Source organism: Sphingomonas sanguinis, from assembly GCF_001476905.1.
Classification (GTDB): domain Bacteria; phylum Pseudomonadota; class Alphaproteobacteria; order Sphingomonadales; family Sphingomonadaceae; genus Sphingomonas; species Sphingomonas sanguinis_B.
Genome location: NZ_LDTE01000042.1, coordinates 1 through 17,529, shown reverse-complemented (window position 1 = coordinate 17,529; position 17,529 = coordinate 1). Strand labels below are relative to the sequence as shown.

17 protein-coding genes are annotated in these 17,529 nt (G+C 67.0%); 5 read left to right on the top strand and 12 right to left on the bottom strand.

Translation table 11 applies throughout. The features are described 5' to 3' along the window. Positions 1-78: 78 nt before the first annotated feature. Together SB4_RS08035 and SB4_RS08030 are read right to left on the bottom strand one after the other, a co-directional pair. Entirely contained in the window at positions 79-753 is a 675-nt protein-coding gene (locus tag SB4_RS08035; RefSeq protein ID WP_058752154.1) for a COQ9 family protein, read from the bottom strand. Between the two features lie 3 nt (positions 754-756). Continuing rightward, on the bottom strand, positions 757-1,686 hold the full coding sequence (locus SB4_RS08030; protein ID WP_058752153.1) for a DMT family transporter: 930 nt from the start codon (positions 1,684-1,686) through the stop codon (positions 757-759). Positions 1,687-1,786: 100 nt separating this feature from the next. Between SB4_RS08030 and SB4_RS08025 the strand changes: the two genes are divergently transcribed. Then, entirely contained in the window at positions 1,787-2,881 is a 1,095-nt protein-coding gene (locus SB4_RS08025) for an alkene reductase (RefSeq protein WP_058752152.1), read from the top strand. Positions 2,882-3,008: 127 nt separating this feature from the next. Here SB4_RS08025 and SB4_RS08020 read toward each other — a convergent pair whose 3' ends face one another. From SB4_RS08020 to SB4_RS07980, 9 genes are all read right to left on the bottom strand, one after another. After that, a complete protein-coding gene (locus SB4_RS08020; RefSeq protein WP_153006132.1) occupies positions 3,009-3,434 on the bottom strand; it encodes a hypothetical protein in 426 nt (141 codons plus the stop codon). Beyond that, positions 3,431-3,979 carry a GNAT family N-acetyltransferase gene (locus SB4_RS08015; protein ID WP_058752150.1) on the bottom strand — a complete coding sequence of 183 codons (549 nt, stop codon included), beginning with the start codon at positions 3,977-3,979 and terminating at the stop codon, positions 3,431-3,433. The genes SB4_RS08020 and SB4_RS08015 overlap by 4 nt, the downstream gene beginning before the upstream one ends. After that, positions 3,976-4,395, bottom strand: coding sequence for a 6,7-dimethyl-8-ribityllumazine synthase (ribH, locus tag SB4_RS08010; protein WP_058752149.1), 420 nt, complete (start codon positions 4,393-4,395; stop codon positions 3,976-3,978). The genes SB4_RS08015 and ribH overlap by 4 nt, the downstream gene beginning before the upstream one ends. After that, positions 4,395-5,546 (bottom strand): 3,4-dihydroxy-2-butanone-4-phosphate synthase, encoded by a 1,152-nt coding sequence (gene ribB, locus SB4_RS08005; protein WP_058752148.1) that lies wholly within the window; start codon positions 5,544-5,546, stop codon positions 4,395-4,397. The genes ribH and ribB overlap by 1 nt, the downstream gene beginning before the upstream one ends. Next, positions 5,536-6,138, bottom strand: coding sequence for a riboflavin synthase (locus SB4_RS08000; protein ID WP_058752147.1), 603 nt, complete (start codon positions 6,136-6,138; stop codon positions 5,536-5,538). The genes ribB and SB4_RS08000 overlap by 11 nt, the downstream gene beginning before the upstream one ends. A gap of 1 nt (position 6,139) precedes the next feature. After that, a complete protein-coding gene (gene ribD / locus SB4_RS07995) occupies positions 6,140-7,081 on the bottom strand; it encodes a bifunctional diaminohydroxyphosphoribosylaminopyrimidine deaminase/5-amino-6-(5-phosphoribosylamino)uracil reductase RibD (RefSeq protein WP_058752166.1) in 942 nt (313 codons plus the stop codon). 14 nt (positions 7,082-7,095) lie between these two features. After that, positions 7,096-7,443 carry a hypothetical protein gene (locus SB4_RS07990; RefSeq protein WP_058715792.1) on the bottom strand — a complete coding sequence of 116 codons (348 nt, stop codon included), beginning with the start codon at positions 7,441-7,443 and terminating at the stop codon, positions 7,096-7,098. 216 nt (positions 7,444-7,659) lie between these two features. Next, positions 7,660-8,568 (bottom strand): phasin family protein, encoded by a 909-nt coding sequence (locus SB4_RS07985; RefSeq protein WP_058752146.1) that lies wholly within the window; start codon positions 8,566-8,568, stop codon positions 7,660-7,662. A gap of 85 nt (positions 8,569-8,653) precedes the next feature. Continuing rightward, on the bottom strand, positions 8,654-10,366 hold the full coding sequence (locus SB4_RS07980; protein WP_058752145.1) for a PHA/PHB synthase family protein: 1,713 nt from the start codon (positions 10,364-10,366) through the stop codon (positions 8,654-8,656). Between the two features lie 121 nt (positions 10,367-10,487). Here SB4_RS07980 and SB4_RS07975 point away from each other — a divergent pair, with 121 nt between their 5' ends. Further along, entirely contained in the window at positions 10,488-11,699 is a 1,212-nt protein-coding gene (locus SB4_RS07975) for an LL-diaminopimelate aminotransferase (protein WP_058716564.1), read from the top strand. Positions 11,700-11,774: 75 nt separating this feature from the next. On the opposite strand, the gene SB4_RS07970 is transcribed toward SB4_RS07975, so the two are convergent. After that, positions 11,775-12,917, bottom strand: a complete 1,143-nt coding sequence (locus SB4_RS07970; protein WP_058732980.1) for a GGDEF domain-containing protein — start codon at positions 12,915-12,917, stop codon at positions 11,775-11,777. Between the two features lie 256 nt (positions 12,918-13,173). Here SB4_RS07970 and pheS point away from each other — a divergent pair, with 256 nt between their 5' ends. The 3 genes from pheS to SB4_RS07955 are packed head-to-tail and all read left to right on the top strand — an operon-like array spanning position 13,174 to position 17,499. Next, entirely contained in the window at positions 13,174-14,265 is a 1,092-nt protein-coding gene (pheS, locus tag SB4_RS07965) for a phenylalanine--tRNA ligase subunit alpha (protein ID WP_193753766.1), read from the top strand. Further along, positions 14,262-16,625 (top strand): phenylalanine--tRNA ligase subunit beta, encoded by a 2,364-nt coding sequence (pheT, locus tag SB4_RS07960; protein WP_058752143.1) that lies wholly within the window; start codon positions 14,262-14,264, stop codon positions 16,623-16,625. The genes pheS and pheT overlap by 4 nt, the downstream gene beginning before the upstream one ends. Then, on the top strand, positions 16,618-17,499 hold the full coding sequence (locus SB4_RS07955) for an aldose 1-epimerase family protein (protein ID WP_058752142.1): 882 nt from the start codon (positions 16,618-16,620) through the stop codon (positions 17,497-17,499). The genes pheT and SB4_RS07955 overlap by 8 nt, the downstream gene beginning before the upstream one ends. Positions 17,500-17,529: the final 30 nt, after the last annotated feature.

Below are 17,529 nucleotides of genomic sequence, written 5' to 3'. Positions count from 1 at the left end.
CCCGGTGCGATTGATTATCAATTACCAGTTGGTGAATTGGGTGAGAGGATCAGTGGTCAGGCGTGGGCCGGGCACTCCTCACACCGCCGGATAACGCAGCCGCCCAATAAATCGCGACAGGCTGGGCATATTCTCACCGCGCTTGGTGATCCCTGCCTTCCACTTCTCGAACCGCATAATCCCTTCGATCCGGCGCGCGAGGAAGGCGCGGGTGTCGGCGTAATCCTCGCTCTCGTCGTTCAGGAACACCGCGATGGTCGAGGCATAGACGGCGAACAGCGTCGCACGCTTGGTATAGTGGTTATAGTCGGTCGCGGTGTCGCCCGCCTGCGCCCAGATCGCATCGACCGTCCGCCAGCCGAGTCGCGCGGCCGTGGCGGCGTTTTGCGGCATGGCGAGGATGGTCAGCGCGCGGCGCAGCGCTTCGCGATTGGGAGCCGCGGCGGCCAGCCGTGCCTCGACCAGCGCGGTAATGCGTTCGCGAATCTTCATCTGGGCCGCCCGGTCGGCGGGCACCGCCTCGACCATCGCCTGATCGATCTGCCCGAACCAGGCATCGATCATCGCGACGGGGCCGTCCTTGAAGGCGAGTCGCGCGATGTCGCGGTCGATGCCCGCCGCGTCCGCCGCCATGTCGCGCGCGTCGTCGCCCCAGCCGTCGAATGCGGCGTTGGACGCGATGCCGTCGGCCAGCAGCGCACGCACCTCGTCGAGAGTCAGGTCCTGAACATCGGTCATGGCAGCCTCGGTCATATCCTATCCGTCGTCCCTATCGCCCGACTTGGCAACCGTCGATCCGCGCCGGACCAGCACCAGCGCAACCGCAACCATCGCCACGCCCACCAGGTCGGGCAATGCCAGTCGCTCGTCATAGACGATCCAGCCGATGGCGGTCGCCACGATCGGCTGGACCAACAGCGCCAGGCCGACGACCAGCGGGCTCAGCAGGCCCAGCGCATAGATCATCAACCCCTGGCCGATGATCTGGCTCCCCAGCGCCAGCAGGATCAGCGCGCTCCAATGGCCGGGCCAGACCCGCTCGCCCAGCAGCACGGCAAAGACGAACAGCGGCACGATGCTGGCGATCGTCGACCAGGCGAGCGCCGGGATGGGCGGCATGGTCGTCCGCACCCGCGCCATCAGGATGAAGTAGAGCGCGTAGAGAATGCCCGCCAGGACGCACATCAGGTCGCCGACCAGGTGGCGCGGATCGACCTGATAGCTGCGCCCCATCAACAGTCCGGCCCCGACCGCCGCCAGGATCAGCGCGATCCCCTGGCTGCGCGAGGGCCAGGTGCGCGCGATGAGAAAGCCGTAGAGCGGAAAGATGAAGGTCGCCGAATTGCCGAACAGCGTGGCATTGGCCATCGTCGTCTGGCGGATGCCGATATGCCAGGAGCCCAGATCGCCCGCAAAGGCGATGCCGCCGATCAATAGCAGCGCCCATAGCCCTGCCTGTCCCTTGCCCGGCCGACGCGGCCGCGCGGGCGAGATCAGCGCGACCAGCGCCAGCACCGGCGCGGCCAGCGTGATCCGCCAGAAGGCGGCGGCGACCGGCCCCGTATCGGCCATGCGGACCAGCAGCGGCCCGAAGGCAAGCGCGACATTGGCGAGGATGACGGCGGCGAAGGCCAGCGGCGGCGTGCTATCCGGTCCGGTCCGGTCCGACTGACGATCGCTTTGCATCGGTTCAGTTTTTCTTGGGGTGTGGAACACGGGCATGGGGTCCCTTAACGCCCTATCTGCGTTGCGTCAGGCCGGAAAGGCCGCAAAAGGATTACATGTGATGCCAACGCTCTTCGACCCCATCGATCTCGGGGCGATCCACGCCCCCAACCGTATCCTCATGGCCCCGCTGACCCGCGCCCGTGCCACGCGCGAGGCGGTGCCGACGCCGATCATGGCGCAATATTATGCCCAGCGCGCCAGCGCGGGCCTGATCATCTCCGAGGCCACCGGCATCAGCCGCGAAGGGCTGGGCTGGCCCTATGCACCGGGTCTGTGGACTGACGAGCAGGTCGAGGCGTGGAAGCCGGTGACCGACGCGGTGCACAAGGCGGGCGGCCGGATCGTCGCGCAGCTCTGGCATATGGGTCGTCAGGTGCACAGCTCGGTCACGGGGATGCAGCCCGTCTCGTCCTCGGCCACTCGCACCGAGGGGCAGGCGCATACGTTCGAGGGCAAGAAGGATTTCGAGACAGCGCGCCCGCTGGAGCTGTCCGAAATCCCGCGCCTGCTGGACGATTATGAGCTGGCGACGCGCAACGCGCTGGCCGCCGGGTTCGACGGGGTGCAGATCCATGCCGCCAACGGCTATCTGATCGACGAATTCCTGCGCGATGGGGCGAACCACCGCGAGGACGAATATGGGGGCAGTCCGGAGAACCGCATCCGCCTGCTCGGCGAGATCGCCGAGCGCGTGATTTCGGTCGCGGGCAAGGAGCGGGTGGCCGTGCGCCTCTCGCCCAACGGCGACAGCCAGGGCGTGGACGATAGCGATCCCGCCTCGGTCTTCGTGCCCGCCGCCAAGATGCTGTCGGACCTGGGCATCGCCTTTCTCGAACTCCGCGAGATCGGGCCGGACGGTACCTATGGCCGCACCGACGTGCCCAAGCTGTCGCCGCAGATTCGCGAGGTCTTCAAGGGCCCGCTGATCCTGAACAGCGATTTCGACACGCGCGAAAAGGCGCAAGCTGCGATCGACTCGGGTGTGGCGGACGGCATCGCGTTTGGCCGGACCTTCCTGGCCAACCCCGACCTGCCCGAGCGTCTGCGTACCGATGCGCCGCTGAACGAGGGCGACATGAAGACCTGGTACAGCCAAGGGCCGGAGGGGTATATCGACTACCCCACGCTTGAAGAGAGCGCGCGGGCGGCTTGAGCATGAGGGGCGGGGTAATGAACACCCCCGCCCCCTTCACCACCCCGGCCTCCGCCGGGGTGGTGGCCCTTTGTAAGAGCGTATCAAGACAAATCCGATCGCTGGTTAGCCTTGCTGGAGGTGCGGGCTATTCGCCGCCGTCCAACGTGTCGAGCCATGCTGTCACCCGGTCGCGCATTGTCTGGCGCATCTTGGGATTGAGCAACAGCAGCGGCGCCCCCCATAAGGGTGGGGCAAAGCTCGCGACCAGCACCCACAGGATCACCAGCGCGACCAGCCCGGCCCCGGCAAAGCGCAGCTTCTGCATCGCGCCTGCATCGAGTGTCAGGGCACGGGGACCCTTGGCGTCATAGAAACGGTCGGTGGACCAGCTTGCCGCACCGTCGAAGCGGATCTTTTCCGGCAGCTGGAATCGTGCTCGGGTCTTGTCCGAGGCCGGTCGCGGTAAGTCCGTCCGGCGGACGGGCGGCGACTTATCCGCCTGGGTATCGATCACCACCAGCCGCCGACCCCGTTCGACGACACGGAATCGGCTGGGCGGCATATCGGTCATTGTGCGCCTGCTGCTCGACGTGCCCGCCACTGGTCGGCGCTCTGGCCCCAGGCATCGACGGGAAAACTCTCCAGCGGGGCGGGAAGGCGTGTCGGGCCCTGGTTCACCGACCCCAGCCGCTGGGCCAGCTTGATCGAGCCGATATTCTCCGGGTCGATGGTGTGGATCACCTGATCCCAGCCCAGCACATCGACCGCATAGTCCATCGCCGCACAGGCCGCTTCATAAGCATAGCCGCGCCCGGCGAATTCGCGTGCCACGCCCCACGCCACCTCACGCCCGGGCCAGCCCTCGGGCTGCCACGGTCCGATCCGTCCGACCCAACGGCCGGTTTCCCGTTCGATGACCGAGAACATGGCGAAACCGCGCACGCTCCACGCACCGACCATCGTGCACAGCCCGCGCCACGCCGCCCCGCGCGCCTGGACGCCGCCGAGGAAGCGCATAGTGTCCTCCTCGGCATGGAACGCCGCCCACGCCTCGAAATCCTCCGCCGACGGGACCCGCAGGGTCAACCGCTCGGTTCGGAGGACGGGCGATGTCACCCGAACCGACCCTTCAGCGCCAGCATGGCGAGCGCCGCCTTGGCCGCCTCACCGCCCTTGTTCTTCTCGTTGGGCTTGGCGCGGGTCAGCGCCTGCGCCTCATTCTCGGTGGTGATGATGCCGTTACCGATGGGCAGCCCGTCCATGGTCAGCGCCATCAGGCCGCGCGCGCTCTCGTTCGAGACGATCTCGAAATGATAGGTCTCGCCGCGGATCACCACGCCGATCGCGACGAAGGCGTCGTAACGGCCCGAGTCCGCCGCCATCGCCACCGCACCGGGGATTTCCAGCGCGCCGGGGACGGTGATCGTCTCATGGCTGTGGCCCGCCTCCTCGATCGCGGCCCGCGCACCCGACAGCAGCATGTCGTTCAGATGCTCGTAGAAGCGCGCCTCGACGATCAACACATGCGCCATCAGGCGTCTCCCTCAGCATTTTCGATACGACGTTCGCCGACGATCGACAGGCCATAGCCGTCGAGCCCGATCAGCGTGTGATGGGTGTTGGTCAGCAGCACCATGTCCTGCACGCCCAGCTCGGCCAGGATCATCGCGCCAACGCCATAGTCGCGCAGCTCCTCCATATCGATCTGCACCTCCTCGCCGGCCTTCAGGCGGACGGCGGTGGTGAAGGCATCGGTGCGCGGGCGGTTGATGACGACGATCACGCCCGAACCTTCCTCGGCGATCATCTTCATCGACTTGGCGAGCAGGGCGCCGCGCGCACCCGCCTCGCCGAACACATCGGCGAAGGGCGACAGCGCGTGCATCCGCACCAGTACGGGTTGCGTCGTATCGAGCTTACCCTTGACCAGCGCCACCTGCTCGGTGCCGGTCGCCTTGTTGCGATAGGCCCGCGCGGTCCAAGTGCCGCCCCATTCGCTCTCGAACGTGGCCTCCGACTGCAACTCGACCAGATGGTCGTAGCGGCGGCGATAGGCGATCAGGTCGCGGATCGTGCCGATCTTCAGATTGTGGAGCTGCGCGAACGACATCAGGTCGTCCATCCGCGCCATCGTGCCGTCCTCGTTCATGATCTCGCAGATCACGCCCGAGGGATTTAGGCCCGCCAGCCGCGCGACATCGACCGCCGCCTCGGTATGGCCTGCGCGCACCAGCACGCCGCCGTCGCGCGCGACCAGCGGGAAGACATGGCCCGGCGTCACCAGCGAGTCGGGGCCTTGGGCCGCATCGATCGCCACCGCGATGGTCCGCGCGCGGTCGGCGGCAGAAATGCCCGTGGTCACCCCCTCACGCGCCTCGATCGAAATGGTGAAGGCGGTTTCGTGCCGTGTCCCGTTCTTGGGACTCATCAGCGGCAGGCCGAGCGTGTCGACCCGCTCGCGCGTCATGGCCAGGCAGATCAGCCCGCGGCCGTGCCGCGCCATGAAATTGACCTTTTCCGGCGTCGCCATCTGGGCGGGGATGACCAGATCGCCCTCATTCTCCCGGTCCTCGTCATCGACCAGGATGAACATGCGGCCGTTGCGTGCCTCGTCGATGATCTCTTCGGGGTTGGAGAGGAAACCGCGCCGCAGACCGGAAAGCGAGTCGGGATTAGCGGCCACGATAATGCTCCATGCGCTGCAGATACCGGGCGAGCACGTCGATCTCGATATTGACGCGCTGGCCCTCAGTGATGCCGCCCAGCGTGGTGACGGCGGCGGTGTGGGGAATGATGTTCAGGCCGAAGACGGTGCCGGTCTCGGTGTCGTCCACGCTGTTGACGGTCAGCGAGACGCCGTCGATCGTCACCGAGCCCTTGGTCGCCATGAAGGGGGCGAGGTCGGCGGGCACGCGGACGAAGACGCGGTGCGATCCGCCCTCCTCGGCGACGGACACGACGGTGCCGACACCATCGACATGGCCGGTGACGATATGGCCACCCAGCTCGTCACCCAGCTTCATCGCGCGTTCCAGGTTCAGCCGCTGGCCGGTCGTCCACTGGTCGGCGGTGCGCCCGATCGTCTCGGCCGAGACGTCGACCGCGAACCAGTCGGGGCCCTTCTCGACCACGGTCAGGCAGACGCCCGAACAGGCGATCGATGCGCCCAGGTCGATGCTGGCCGTATCATAGGCGGTGGCGATGACGACTCGCGTGTCGCCGCGCGTTTCCACGGCGGTGACGGAGCCGATGTCGGTGACGATCCCGGTAAACATATCAAGCGCGCTCGTAGACCTCCAGCCGGTCGCTGCCAAGCATCCGTGCATCGGTCAGCCGCCAGCGGCCATGCGCCTCGGCGAGACGGGAGAGGCCGATATCGCCCAGCGCCGCGTGACCCTCGCCGATCAGGATGGGCGCACGATAGAGAAGCAGCCGGTCGACCAGATCGGCGGCGAGAAAGGCGGAGGCGGTTCGCGCCCCTCCCTCGACCATCAGCCGGTCGACTCCGGCCAGATCGGCGATGGCGGCGGGGGAGGGAATGGTTTCCCAGCTCGTCTCGGCTGTTCGGGATAAAAGGATGCGGCGCGGGCTGCGCGACTCGAGCCCCGGAAGACGGACGTCGAGCCGGGGCGCATCGGCCGCCAGCGTGCCGCGCCCGATCAGGATGGCTTCGTGGCGGCTGCGTTCCAGATGGGTATGCGCGCGCGCCTGCGGGCCCGTGATCCAGCGGCTCTCACCATCGGCCCGCGCGATCATGCCATCGAGCGAGGTCGCGAGCTTCAGCGTGACGAAGGGGCGGCCCCGGGTGCGGCGGGTCAGGAACCCCGCGATCATCCGCCGCGCCTCCTCCTCGCGCACGCCGGTCGTGACTGCGATCCCGGCGGCGCGGGCGCGGGCAAAGCCGAGGCCGTCGGTGCGGGGATCGGGATCGCCCATCGCCGCGACGATCCGCGCGACTCCGGCCGCGATCAGCAGGTCGGTACAGGCAGGACCGCGCGGCGAAATATGCGCACAGGGCTCCAGCGTGACGTAAGCGGTCGCCCCACGCGCCGCCGCTCCGGCTTGCGCCAGGGCCATCGCCTCGGCATGGGGCCGGCCGCCGGGCTGGGTCCAGCCGCGCCCGACCACATGGTCGCCCTGTACGATGACGCAGCCGACATGGGGATTGGGCGCGGTCCGCCCGACGCCGCGATCCGCCAGCGCCAGTGCCCCCCCCATCCAGCGATGGTCGGTCAGAAGCCCCACTTGGTCAGCGCGTCGTCGACCTTTTTGAACTCGGCCTTGCGCTGGTCCTTGGCGGCCTGCTCCTCGGCCAGTTCCTGCTTCTTCTTCACGTAGTCGATCTTCTGCTGCGCGCGGATTTCCGCATCGGTGCGGTTCGCGGGCCATTGTTCGACATAGATGATGTTGGGCTGATAGGGCGGTCGCACATAATCGTCGCGCGCAAAGGCGTAGATGAAGAAGCCGGTAATCCCCATCGCGATGATCAGGAACACCAGCTCATAGGGCTGGCGCTGCGACAGGAAGAATCGCAGGTCGCGATAAGCGCGGACGGGGGAAAAGCGGCCGAAGAACGACATGGGGGGAATGTAGGCGCTGGGCGCGCGGGATGCCAGTGGGGATGGGTTGGTCTCGGTGAGACACCTTGCCCTCCCCCATCCCCTCCCGCAGGCGGGAGGGGATGGGGGAGGGATTGGCCCCAAGCGACGTGCCCCAATCACCCGCCAGACACGAAAAAGGGCGGCCACCGAAGTGACCGCCCCCTTCCTGTTTCCGCGAAGGAAACCGTCAGCGCATTACGCGACGGTCTTCAGCTTCTCGGCGGCGACCGCGAAGCGGTTGCTGATCGGCTGGGCGATCTCGCCGGCCAGCTTCATCAGGTGCTCGGTCGAGCGCGAGGTCTCGGTGACCATCGAGTCGAAGGCCGAGCGGGCGAAGTCCGACTGCAGCTTCATGAACTCGGTCGGCGACTTGACCGACGACAGGGTCTGCAGCGTCTGGCTGGCGGTCTCGAACGAGCGCTTGGCATAGTCGGCGGCACCCTGGCCCAGCGTCTCTGCGCCCTTGGCGGCGATCTTCGACGATTCGACGACCGCTTCGATATTGTCCTTGCTGAACGCGATCATGTCCTCGAACAGCTTGGCGCTCTTCTCCATGGTGGCCTGGGTGCGGGCCTGGGCGTCGCCGAAAAAGGCCTGGGTCTTGGCGGTCGCGTTTTCGATGGTGCTCTGGGCGTCCATGATAAAATCCTTGGGCTTGGAGTCCGCCGAAACCGCGGCGGTCGGGGAAGAAATCGTCGGGGCCGCCGCCTTGGGGGCGACGGGCTTGGCCGGTGCCTTGGGTGCGGGCTTCGCCGCAACCGGCTTGGCCTCCGCCTTCACGACGGGAGCCTTGGGCGCCGGAGCGGGCTTCGCTTCGACCTTGGGTGCGATCGGTGCGACAGCGGCTGGCGTTTCCACCGCCGGCTTCGGGGCCGTCTCGACCTTCGGGGCTTCGACCTTGGCGGTCGGTGCGTTCAGCGGCAGCGCCGGGCTGTTCGAGGGGGCGGCCTCGGCGGCGATCGCAGGCTTGGCGACCGACGGCTTGGCCGACGCGGTGGTGTCGGAGGGCAGGCCCGGCAGCGTCTTGGTCGCGACCGGCTTGGTCGCGCGACTGGCTTTGGTCACCGCCTTGGCGGCGGGCACGGTCGGCTTGTTCTTGTCCAAGAGCGCTCTCCCGATTTGTTGCACTGCACAATAGTGATTCGCGGGAGCAAAATCAAGCCTATTGTGCAGTGCAACAAAACCGAAACTAACGCTGCCGGACGTATCGTCCGGGCGCTTCGTCGAGCGCCGCAAGCGCGCCCTCGCCAGGGATGCGCGCGCCCTGCACCGCGACGGTTGCGGCATCGCGGGTGCGCAGCCATTGGGCCCAGTCCGGCCACCAGCTGCCCTTGGTCTCGGTCGCGCCCGCGACGAACTCGGCGAGTGTCGCGGCGGGGGTGTCGTTGGTCCAATATTGATATTTGCCGGCGGCAGGCGGGTTCACCACGCCCGCGATATGCCCCGAGCCGGCCAGCACGAAGCGCAAGGGGCCGGTGAACGCCTCGGTGATCTTCCACACGCTTTCGGGCGGCGCGATATGATCCTCTCGCCCCGCCTGGACATAGGAAGGGGTCGCCACCCGCGTCAGGTCGAGCGGCACGTCGCCGATGCGCATCGCGCCGGGCTGCATCAGCAGATTGTCGCGGTACAGGTCGGTCAGATAGGCGAGGTGCCACTGGGCGGGCAGGTTGGTGACGTCGCCATTCCAGTGCAGCAGGTCGAACGGCACATAGTCGCGCCCCAGCAGATAGTTGTTGGTGACGTAATTCCAGATCAGGTCTCGCCCGCGCAGCAGGTTGAAGGTCATCGCCAGATAACGCCCGTCGAGATAGCCCTCGGGCGACAGCGCCGCGATCATCTTCAGCTGTTCGTCATCGATGAAGTGGAGCAGCTCGCCCGCCTTCGAGAAATCGACCTGCGCGGTGAAGAAGGTGGCGCTGGCGACCTTCTCCGCCTGTCCCTGCGCCGTCAGATAGGCCAGCGTCGCGGCGAGCGTCGTGCCCGCTACGCAGTAACCAACGGTGTGGACCGATTCGACGCCGAGCAAGTCGCGCACCGTGTCGATCGCATCGACCTGGGCCGCGACATAATCGTCCCACATCACGTCCTTCATCGTGGCGTCGGCGGATTTCCACGACACCATGAAGACGCTGAAACCCTGATCGACCAGCCATTTGATCAGGCTCTTCTCGGGCGCGAGGTCCAGGATGTAGAAACGGTTGATCCATGGCGGAAAGATCACGATCGGCACCGCCGCCACCTGTTCGGTGGTCGGGGTATAATGGATCAGCTCGTACAGATAATTGCGCTTCACCACCTTGCCCGGCGTCGCGGCAAGGTTGCGCCCGACCTCGAACGCGCTCGAATCGCTATGGGTCAGCTGGCCGCGCCCCAGATCGGCCATCATGTTCTGAAGGCCCTTCAGCAGATTCTCGCCGCGCGTCTCGACGATCTTGTCGAGCACTTCGGGGTTGGTGGCGGGGAAGTTGGTCGGGCTCATCGCATCGATAAAGCCCTGCGCGGCGAAGCGGATCTGCTCCTTCTGCTTCGGGTCCACCCCCTCCAACGCATCGACGCCGCGCAGCATATGGTCGGAGATCACCTGATAGCTCTGCCGAATCCAGTCGAAGAGCGGCGATTGCCACTGTTCGGCCTTGAAGCGGCGGTCGGGCTTGGGGGCGACGCTCGGCTCGGCGGCGGGGTCGACGAAGCGCTGCCACAGCTTCATCGAATCGGACCAGAAGTCGCGCACCCGCCCGACCGTGGCGGGATCATTGAAGCCGGGCACCACCGGCACGCCCTCGGGCGGGGTCAGCGCGGCCTCCATCATCATCTGCTGCGCGCGGCCCATCACCCAGGTCCAGTGCTGCAACTCCTCCAGCGTGGGCAGGGTGGGGGCTTGGGTCTGGCCGGGGGTCATCCGCATCCTCTCGTTCGTCGCGCGCCCTATTGGCGTCAGGATATTGCGTCATCATGTCGGGTCGCGTCGGGAAACGAAAGCCGCTAAGGTCCCGGTCCCAAATCGTTACACAGAGGGACCCATGTCCGAAGAGTTCTACCGCATCAAGCGTCTGCCGCCCTATGTCATCGCCGAAGTCAACGCGATGCGGGCCGCGGCGCGCGCGGGCGGTGAGGACATCATCGATCTGGGCATGGGCAATCCCGACCTGCCGCCGCCCGACCATGTGCTCGACAAGCTGGTCGAGGTCGCCAAGAAACCCGACGCGCACGGCTATTCCCAGTCGAAGGGCATTCCCGGCCTGCGCCGCGCCCAGGCGAATTATTACGGCCGTCGCTTCGGCGTCGATCTCGACCCCGAGACCGAGGTGGTCGTGACCATGGGATCGAAGGAAGGGCTGGCCAGCCTCGCCACCGCGATCACCGCGCCGGGCGACGTGGTGCTGGCGCCCAACCCGTCCTATCCGATCCACACCTTCGGCTTCATCATCGCGGGCGCGACGATCCGCGCGGTGCCGACCACGCCCGACGAGGCCTATTTCGAAAGCCTGGAGCGGGCGATGCACTTTACCGTGCCGCGCCCCTCGGTGCTGGTCGTGAACTACCCGTCCAACCCGACCGCCGAGACGGTGGACCTGGCCTTTTACGAGCGCCTCGTGGCGTTTGCGAAGAAGCATGAGCTGTGGGTGCTGAGCGACCTCGCTTATTCCGAGCTGTATTATGACGGCAACCCGACGCCCTCAATCCTGCAGGTCAAGGGCGGCAAGGACGTCGCGGTCGAGTTCACCTCCCTGTCCAAGACCTATTCGATGGCGGGCTGGCGCATCGGCTTCGCGGTCGGCAACAAGAAGCTGATCGCCGCGATGACGCGGGTGAAGTCCTATCTCGATTACGGCGCCTTCACCCCGATCCAGGCGGCGGCCTGTGCCGCGCTCAACGGGCCGCAGGATATCGTCGAAAAGAATCGCCAGCTCTATCACAAGCGCCGCGATGTGCTGGTCGAGAGCTTCGGTCGGGCGGGCTGGGATATTCCCTCCCCCAAGGCCTCGATGTTCGCCTGGGCCCCGCTGCCGCCCGCGCTCGCGCATCTGGGCAGCCTGGAATTCTCCAAGCAGCTGCTGACCGAGGCCAAGGTCGCGGTCGCGCCGGGCGTCGGCTACGGCGAGAATGGCGAGGGTTTCGTCCGTATCGCCATGGTGGAGAACGAGCAGCGGCTTCGCCAGGCGGCGCGCAACGTGAAGCGTTACCTCCAGTCGATGGGCGTCAACACGCCGGGGGCGACCAAGGCGCTTTGATGCACGCGGCTATCGGGGCGCCAAGCGGCCGTCCCGATAGCCTGGGTCGCCTGTGGGTCGCCCAGTCCGATCGGATCAGGCGGCTTCCATTTGTGGCCGCTGGGCGTGGCGGGCCCGCTTGGCGGCATACATCGCTTCGTCCGCCTGCCGGATCAGCCGGTCTAGCCCCTTGTCCGCCGATCCGGTCGCGATGCCGATGCTCAGCGACGGCGGATAGGGCGAATCGACGGCGGCGACCACGGCGCGGTCGAACCGCTGGGACAGGGCCTGGTGCAGCGCCTCCGCCTCGGCCTGGGTGGCGGCGGGCAGGACGCAGAGAAACTCGTCGCCGCCGATCCGCACCACTTGGCCTCGCTTGCCCAGTTCGGCCTGGGCCAGATCGACCAGCAGCCGCAGCACCATGTCTCCCGCCGCATGGCCCTGCGTGTCGTTGAGCGACTTGAAGTGATCGATATCGATCAGCAGCAGGGCGACCGGGCCGTGCTGCGCGGTCCGGCTCTGGTCCAGCCCGAACCGGTTGAGCGCGCCGGTCAGGCTGTCGCGACACGCCTGTTCGCGCAGTTCGCGCTGGGTGCGTTCGGACTCGATCAGCAGCAGCGAGAAATGGGTCAGCGTCACCATGATGATCGCGGTGCCGACCGCCCAATGCGCCATCGCATGAGCCTGCACCTCCCAGGCGGGGACGGTGAAGCCGATCAGGTTCAGCACCATGTTCAGCAGGAAGGCGATCGTCGAAAGGGCAAAGATGACGCCCATGGTCCAGGCGGTCATCAGTCTTTCCCGCCGGGCGATGCCGGTCACCAGCCAGGTGAGCGACAACAGGCACAGGATGCGGGCCATCCCCATCGTCGCCACGGTCCAGCGAACGTCATACGGGTCGAACAGGAACAGCGCGATCAGCGCCGCTCCGGTGGCCCCGAACAGGACCATCAGGATACGCGGCGGCATCCGGCCGCTCATGGTCGCGGCGCTGCGGATGCTCAAGGCAAGGCCGATCACCAGGACCAGGTTGAGCAGGCGTTCGACCGCCAGCGTGCTGGAGCCATCGAAGAGCAACGTCAGCCCGTTCGCCAGGCCGATCAGGATTTTCGCCAGACCCCAGTCGCGCACCCATCCGCCGCGATCCTGGCGCGTGAGGCCCGGCGTCAGGTGAAGAGCGCCGATGATGAAGTGGCTGATCGCGGCGATCACCTGGATGGTAAAGACGTCGAGAATCAAGATGGGTGTTCCGTAGCGGGCATGGCACGGCCCTTCGAAAGGGCCTGGACGCGATCTTAACCTATGACATGTTGAGGAAAGGTTGGCGTGACATGGGTCGTCATGGCGGCCGTCATGGTCGCGGACCCTGCGTGAAGGATTGATCCCATGGCCACCCAGCCGCTACGGCGGGGGCAATCCCGCCAACGGGCCACGCGCCTTTACGGGGGCGCCAGAACGGCCGACGGAGTGACATGTGAGTAACGAACTCGAACAAATGCGTGAGCCGCTGCTCGCCGCCATCGCCGATGCGCCCGCACTGGATGCGCTGGAGACGATCCGCGTCGACACGCTGGGCAAGCAGGGCCGCATCACCCAGCTGCTCAAGACGCTGGGCAAGATGAGCCCCGAGGAACGCCAGGTCGAAGGGCCGAAGATCCACGGCCTGCGCGAGGCGGTGACCGAGGCGCTGGGCGCCCGCAAGGCCGCGCTGGAACAGGCGGCGCTCGACGCGCGCCTCGCCTCCGAGCGGCTGGACATGACCCTGCCGGTCGAGGGCGGCAGCTTCGGCACCGTCCACCCGGTCAGCCAGGTCATGGACGAGCTGGCCGAGATCTTCGCCGATCTGGGCTTCGCGGTCGCGACCGGCCCGGAGGTCGAGACCGACTGGCATAACTTCACCGCGCTCAACATCCCCGAGACGCATCCGGCGCGCGCGATGCACGACACCTTCTATCTGGCGGGTGTCGAGGCGGGCGGCGACGAGCGCACCGTGCGCCGGGTGCTGCGCACCCATACCTCGCCGGTGCAGATCCGCACCATGCTGGACCAGAAGCCGCCGATCCGCATCATCGCGCCGGGCCGTACCTATCGCTCCGACTCGGATGCGACCCACACGCCGATGTTCCATCAGGTCGAGGGGCTGGTGATCGACAAGGGTATCACGCTCGGCCATCTGAAGTGGACGCTGGAGACCTTCCTGAAGGCGTTCTTCGAGCGCGACGACATCGTGCTGCGTCTGCGCCCCAGCTATTTCCCCTTCACCGAACCCTCGGCCGAGGTCGATGTCGGCTACACGATCGAGAAGGGCAAGCGCGTCATCGGCGGCCACCCTGGAAGAGATGGGGGCGGCGGCTGGATGGAGGTGCTGGGCAGCGGCATGGTCCATCCCAAGGTCATCGAGGCGTGCGGGCTCGATCCCAATGAGTGGCAGGGCTTCGCCTTTGGCTGCGGCATCGACCGCCTCGCCATGCTGAAATACGGGATGGACGATCTGCGGGCGTTCTTCGACGGCGATATCCGCTGGTTGAAGCATTACGGGTTCGCGAGCCTCGACGTACCCACTTTGTCGGGAGGAGTCGGCGCATGAAGTTCACCCTGGGCTGGCTGAAGAGCCATCTGGACACCGATGCCGACCTCGACACCATCGTCGAGGGGCTGACCCGTATCGGCCTGGAGGTCGAGGGCGTCCACAATCCGGGCGAGGCACTGGCCTCGTTCCGCGTCGCGCGCATCCTGTCGGCCGAGCGGCATCCGCAGGCGGACAAGCTGCAGGTCCTGTCGGTCGATGCCGGCGACGGCCCGATGCAGGTCGTGTGCGGCGCGCCCAATGCGCGGGCCGGGCTGGTCGGCGTGTTCGGCGCGCCGGGGGCCTATGTCCCCGGCCTCGACGTGACGCTGAAGGTCGCGGCAATCCGCGGCGTCGAGTCGAACGGCATGATGTGCTCGGCGCGCGAGTTGCAGATCGGCGAGGGCCATGACGGCATCATCGAACTGCCCGAGGATGCGGCGGTGGGCACGTCCTTCCCCGATTATGCGGGGCTCAACGATCCGGTCATCGACGTGTCGATCACGCCCAACCGTCAGGACTGTATGGGCGTCCACGGCATCGCGCGCGACCTCGCCGCCGCTGGGCTGGGCACGCTGATCGCGCCGACCGTTCCGTCCGTTCCGGGCGAGGGCGCTGGCCCCGATGTGCGGATCGAGGATGCCGAGGGTTGCCCGGCCTTTTATGCGCAGGGCGTCTCGGGCCTGACCAATGGCGAAGCGCCCGAATGGATGCGCCAGCGGCTGACCGCGATCGGGCAGAAGCCGATCTCGGCGCTGGTCGACATCACCAATTACATGACCGTCGATCTCGGCCGCCCCCTGCACGTCTATGACAAGGCCAAGCTCTCGGGCGGTCTGGTCGCGCGGCATGCCAAGGACGGCGAGACGGTCGAGGCGCTGAACGGCAAGACCTATACGCTGTCGGCAGGAATGACCGTCATCGCCGACGATGCGGGTGTCCACGACATCGGCGGCATCATGGGCGGCGAGCATTCGGGCGTGTCGGAGACGACCACCGACGTCATCATCGAATGCGCCTATTTCGCGCCCGAGGCGATCGCGCGCACCGGCCAGACGCTGGCGCTGACCAGCGACGCGCGTACCCGGTTCGAGCGCGGCGTGGACCCGGCCTTCCTCGACGACGGCCTCGCCATCGCGACCTTCCTCGTCCTCGAATATTGCGGCGGCACGGCGAGCAGCGTGACGCGCGCGGGTGAGCCGCCGGTCGTCGGCAAGACGATCGGTTACGACCCCAATCTGGCGGAAACGCTGGGCGGCCTCGCCATCGCGGCGGAGCGGCAGAAAGCGATCCTCGAATCGCTGGGCTTCACCGTCACCGCCGACTGGCAGGTGACAGCCCCCAGCTGGCGTCGCGACGTGGACGGCCCCGCCGATCTGGTCGAGGAAGTCATCCGCATCGAGGGGATCGACCATGTTCCCCCGGTGGCGCTCCCCCGGACCCCCGGTGTCGCGCGTCCGACCGCCACGCCGCAGCAGAAGCTGGAGCGTCGCGCCCGCCGCGCCGCTGCCGCACGCGGTCTGGACGAAGCGGTGACGTGGAGCTTCATCAGCGAGGCGCAGGCCGCGCCCTTCGGCGGCGGCGCGTTCACACTCGCCAACCCGATCAGCGAGGATCTGAAGGTCATGCGGCCTTCGCTCCTACCCGGCCTGCTCGCCGCGACCGAGCGCAATATCAAGCGCGGCGCGACCGCCGTGCGCCTGTTTGAGATCGGCCGCCGTTACCTCGAAGAGGCCGAGCGGCCGACGCTGGGCGTGGTGCTGGCGGGCGACAAGACGCCCCGCAACTGGCGCTCCGGCAAGGCGCAAGGCTTTGACGCCTATGATGCCAAGGCCGAGGCGATCGCGTTGCTCGCGCAAGCCGGTGCACCTGTGGATAACTTACAGGTGATGGGCGAGGCGGGCGATGCCTGGCATCCCGGCCAGTCGGGCACGCTGCGGCTGGGGCCGAAGACGGTGCTGGCGGCGTTCGGCATGGTCCACCCCTCGGTGCTGAAGGCGTTCGACCTCGACGGCGCGGTGGCGGCGGTCGAACTCTATCTCGACGCGATCCCGCCCAAGCGCGCGACCGGCTTCATGCGTCCGGCCTATACGCCACCGGCGTTGCAGTCCGTAAAGCGCGACTTCGCCTTCCTCGTGCCCGACACGCTGGCCGCAGACATGCTGATCCGTGCGGTGCGCGGGGCGGACAAGGCGGCGATCACCGCCGCGCGCGTCTTCGACGTGTTCGCCGGACAGGGTGTGCCCGAGGGTCATAAGTCGGTCGCGGTCGAGGTGCTTCTGCAACCCCAGCAGAAGAGCTTCACCGACGAAGAGCTGAAGGCCATCGCCGACAAGATCGTCGCGGCCGCCGCCAAGCAGGGAGCGCAACTCCGTGGCTAATGAGGAAAACTGGGTCCGTATCGCCAATGAGCATCTCTCGGCGGCGATCAATCCGTTCGGGGCGGAGCTGTCCTCGCTGAAGGACGCGGACGGCCGCGAGCTGATGACGAATGCGGACCCGGCTTTCTGGACCGGCCGCGCGCCGTTGCTGTTCCCGGTGATCGGCGTGACCCGTGACGGCATCCGCCTGAACGGCCAGCATTATCCGATGGCCAAGCACGGCTTTGCCCGCCACTCGACCTTCGAGCTGGTAACGCATGAGGCCAGCCGCGCCGTCTTCTCGCTGGGCGATAGCGAGGAGACGCGCACCTCCTATCCCTTCGCCTTCCGGATGGAGGCGGAGTTCCGGCTGGAAGAGGCGACGCTGGTGATGGAAATCCGCATCCTCAACCGAGGCGAGGTGCCGATGCCCGCCAGCTTCGGCTTCCATCCCGCCTTCGCCTGGCCGCTGCCCTATGATAAGGCCCGCGCCGACCACCGCATCGTCTTCGAGAAGGAAGAACCCGGCCGTCTACGCGAGATCGCGCCGGACGGCCTGATCGCCGAGGCGCGCCGCGACAGCCCGCTCGATGGCCGCGTGCTGCATCTGGCGGACGATCTGTTCACCAACGACGCGCTGGTCTGGGACCCGGTCGAGAGCCGCCATGTCACGTACGGCGCGGACGGCGCGCCGCAGTTGCGCATCGCCTTCCCCGACACCGACAAGCTCGGCATCTGGACCAAGCCCGGCGCGGCCTATGTCTGTGTCGAGCCGTGGCACGGCATCGCCGACCCGGAGGGGTATGACGGCGATTTCTTCGACAAGCCCGGCGTGTTCGTCGTGCCGGTCGGTGGGGAGAAGGTCATTCAGATGTCGGTGACCTTGGCGGGGTAATCTTCCTTTAAGCCCCTCCCCTTCAGGGGA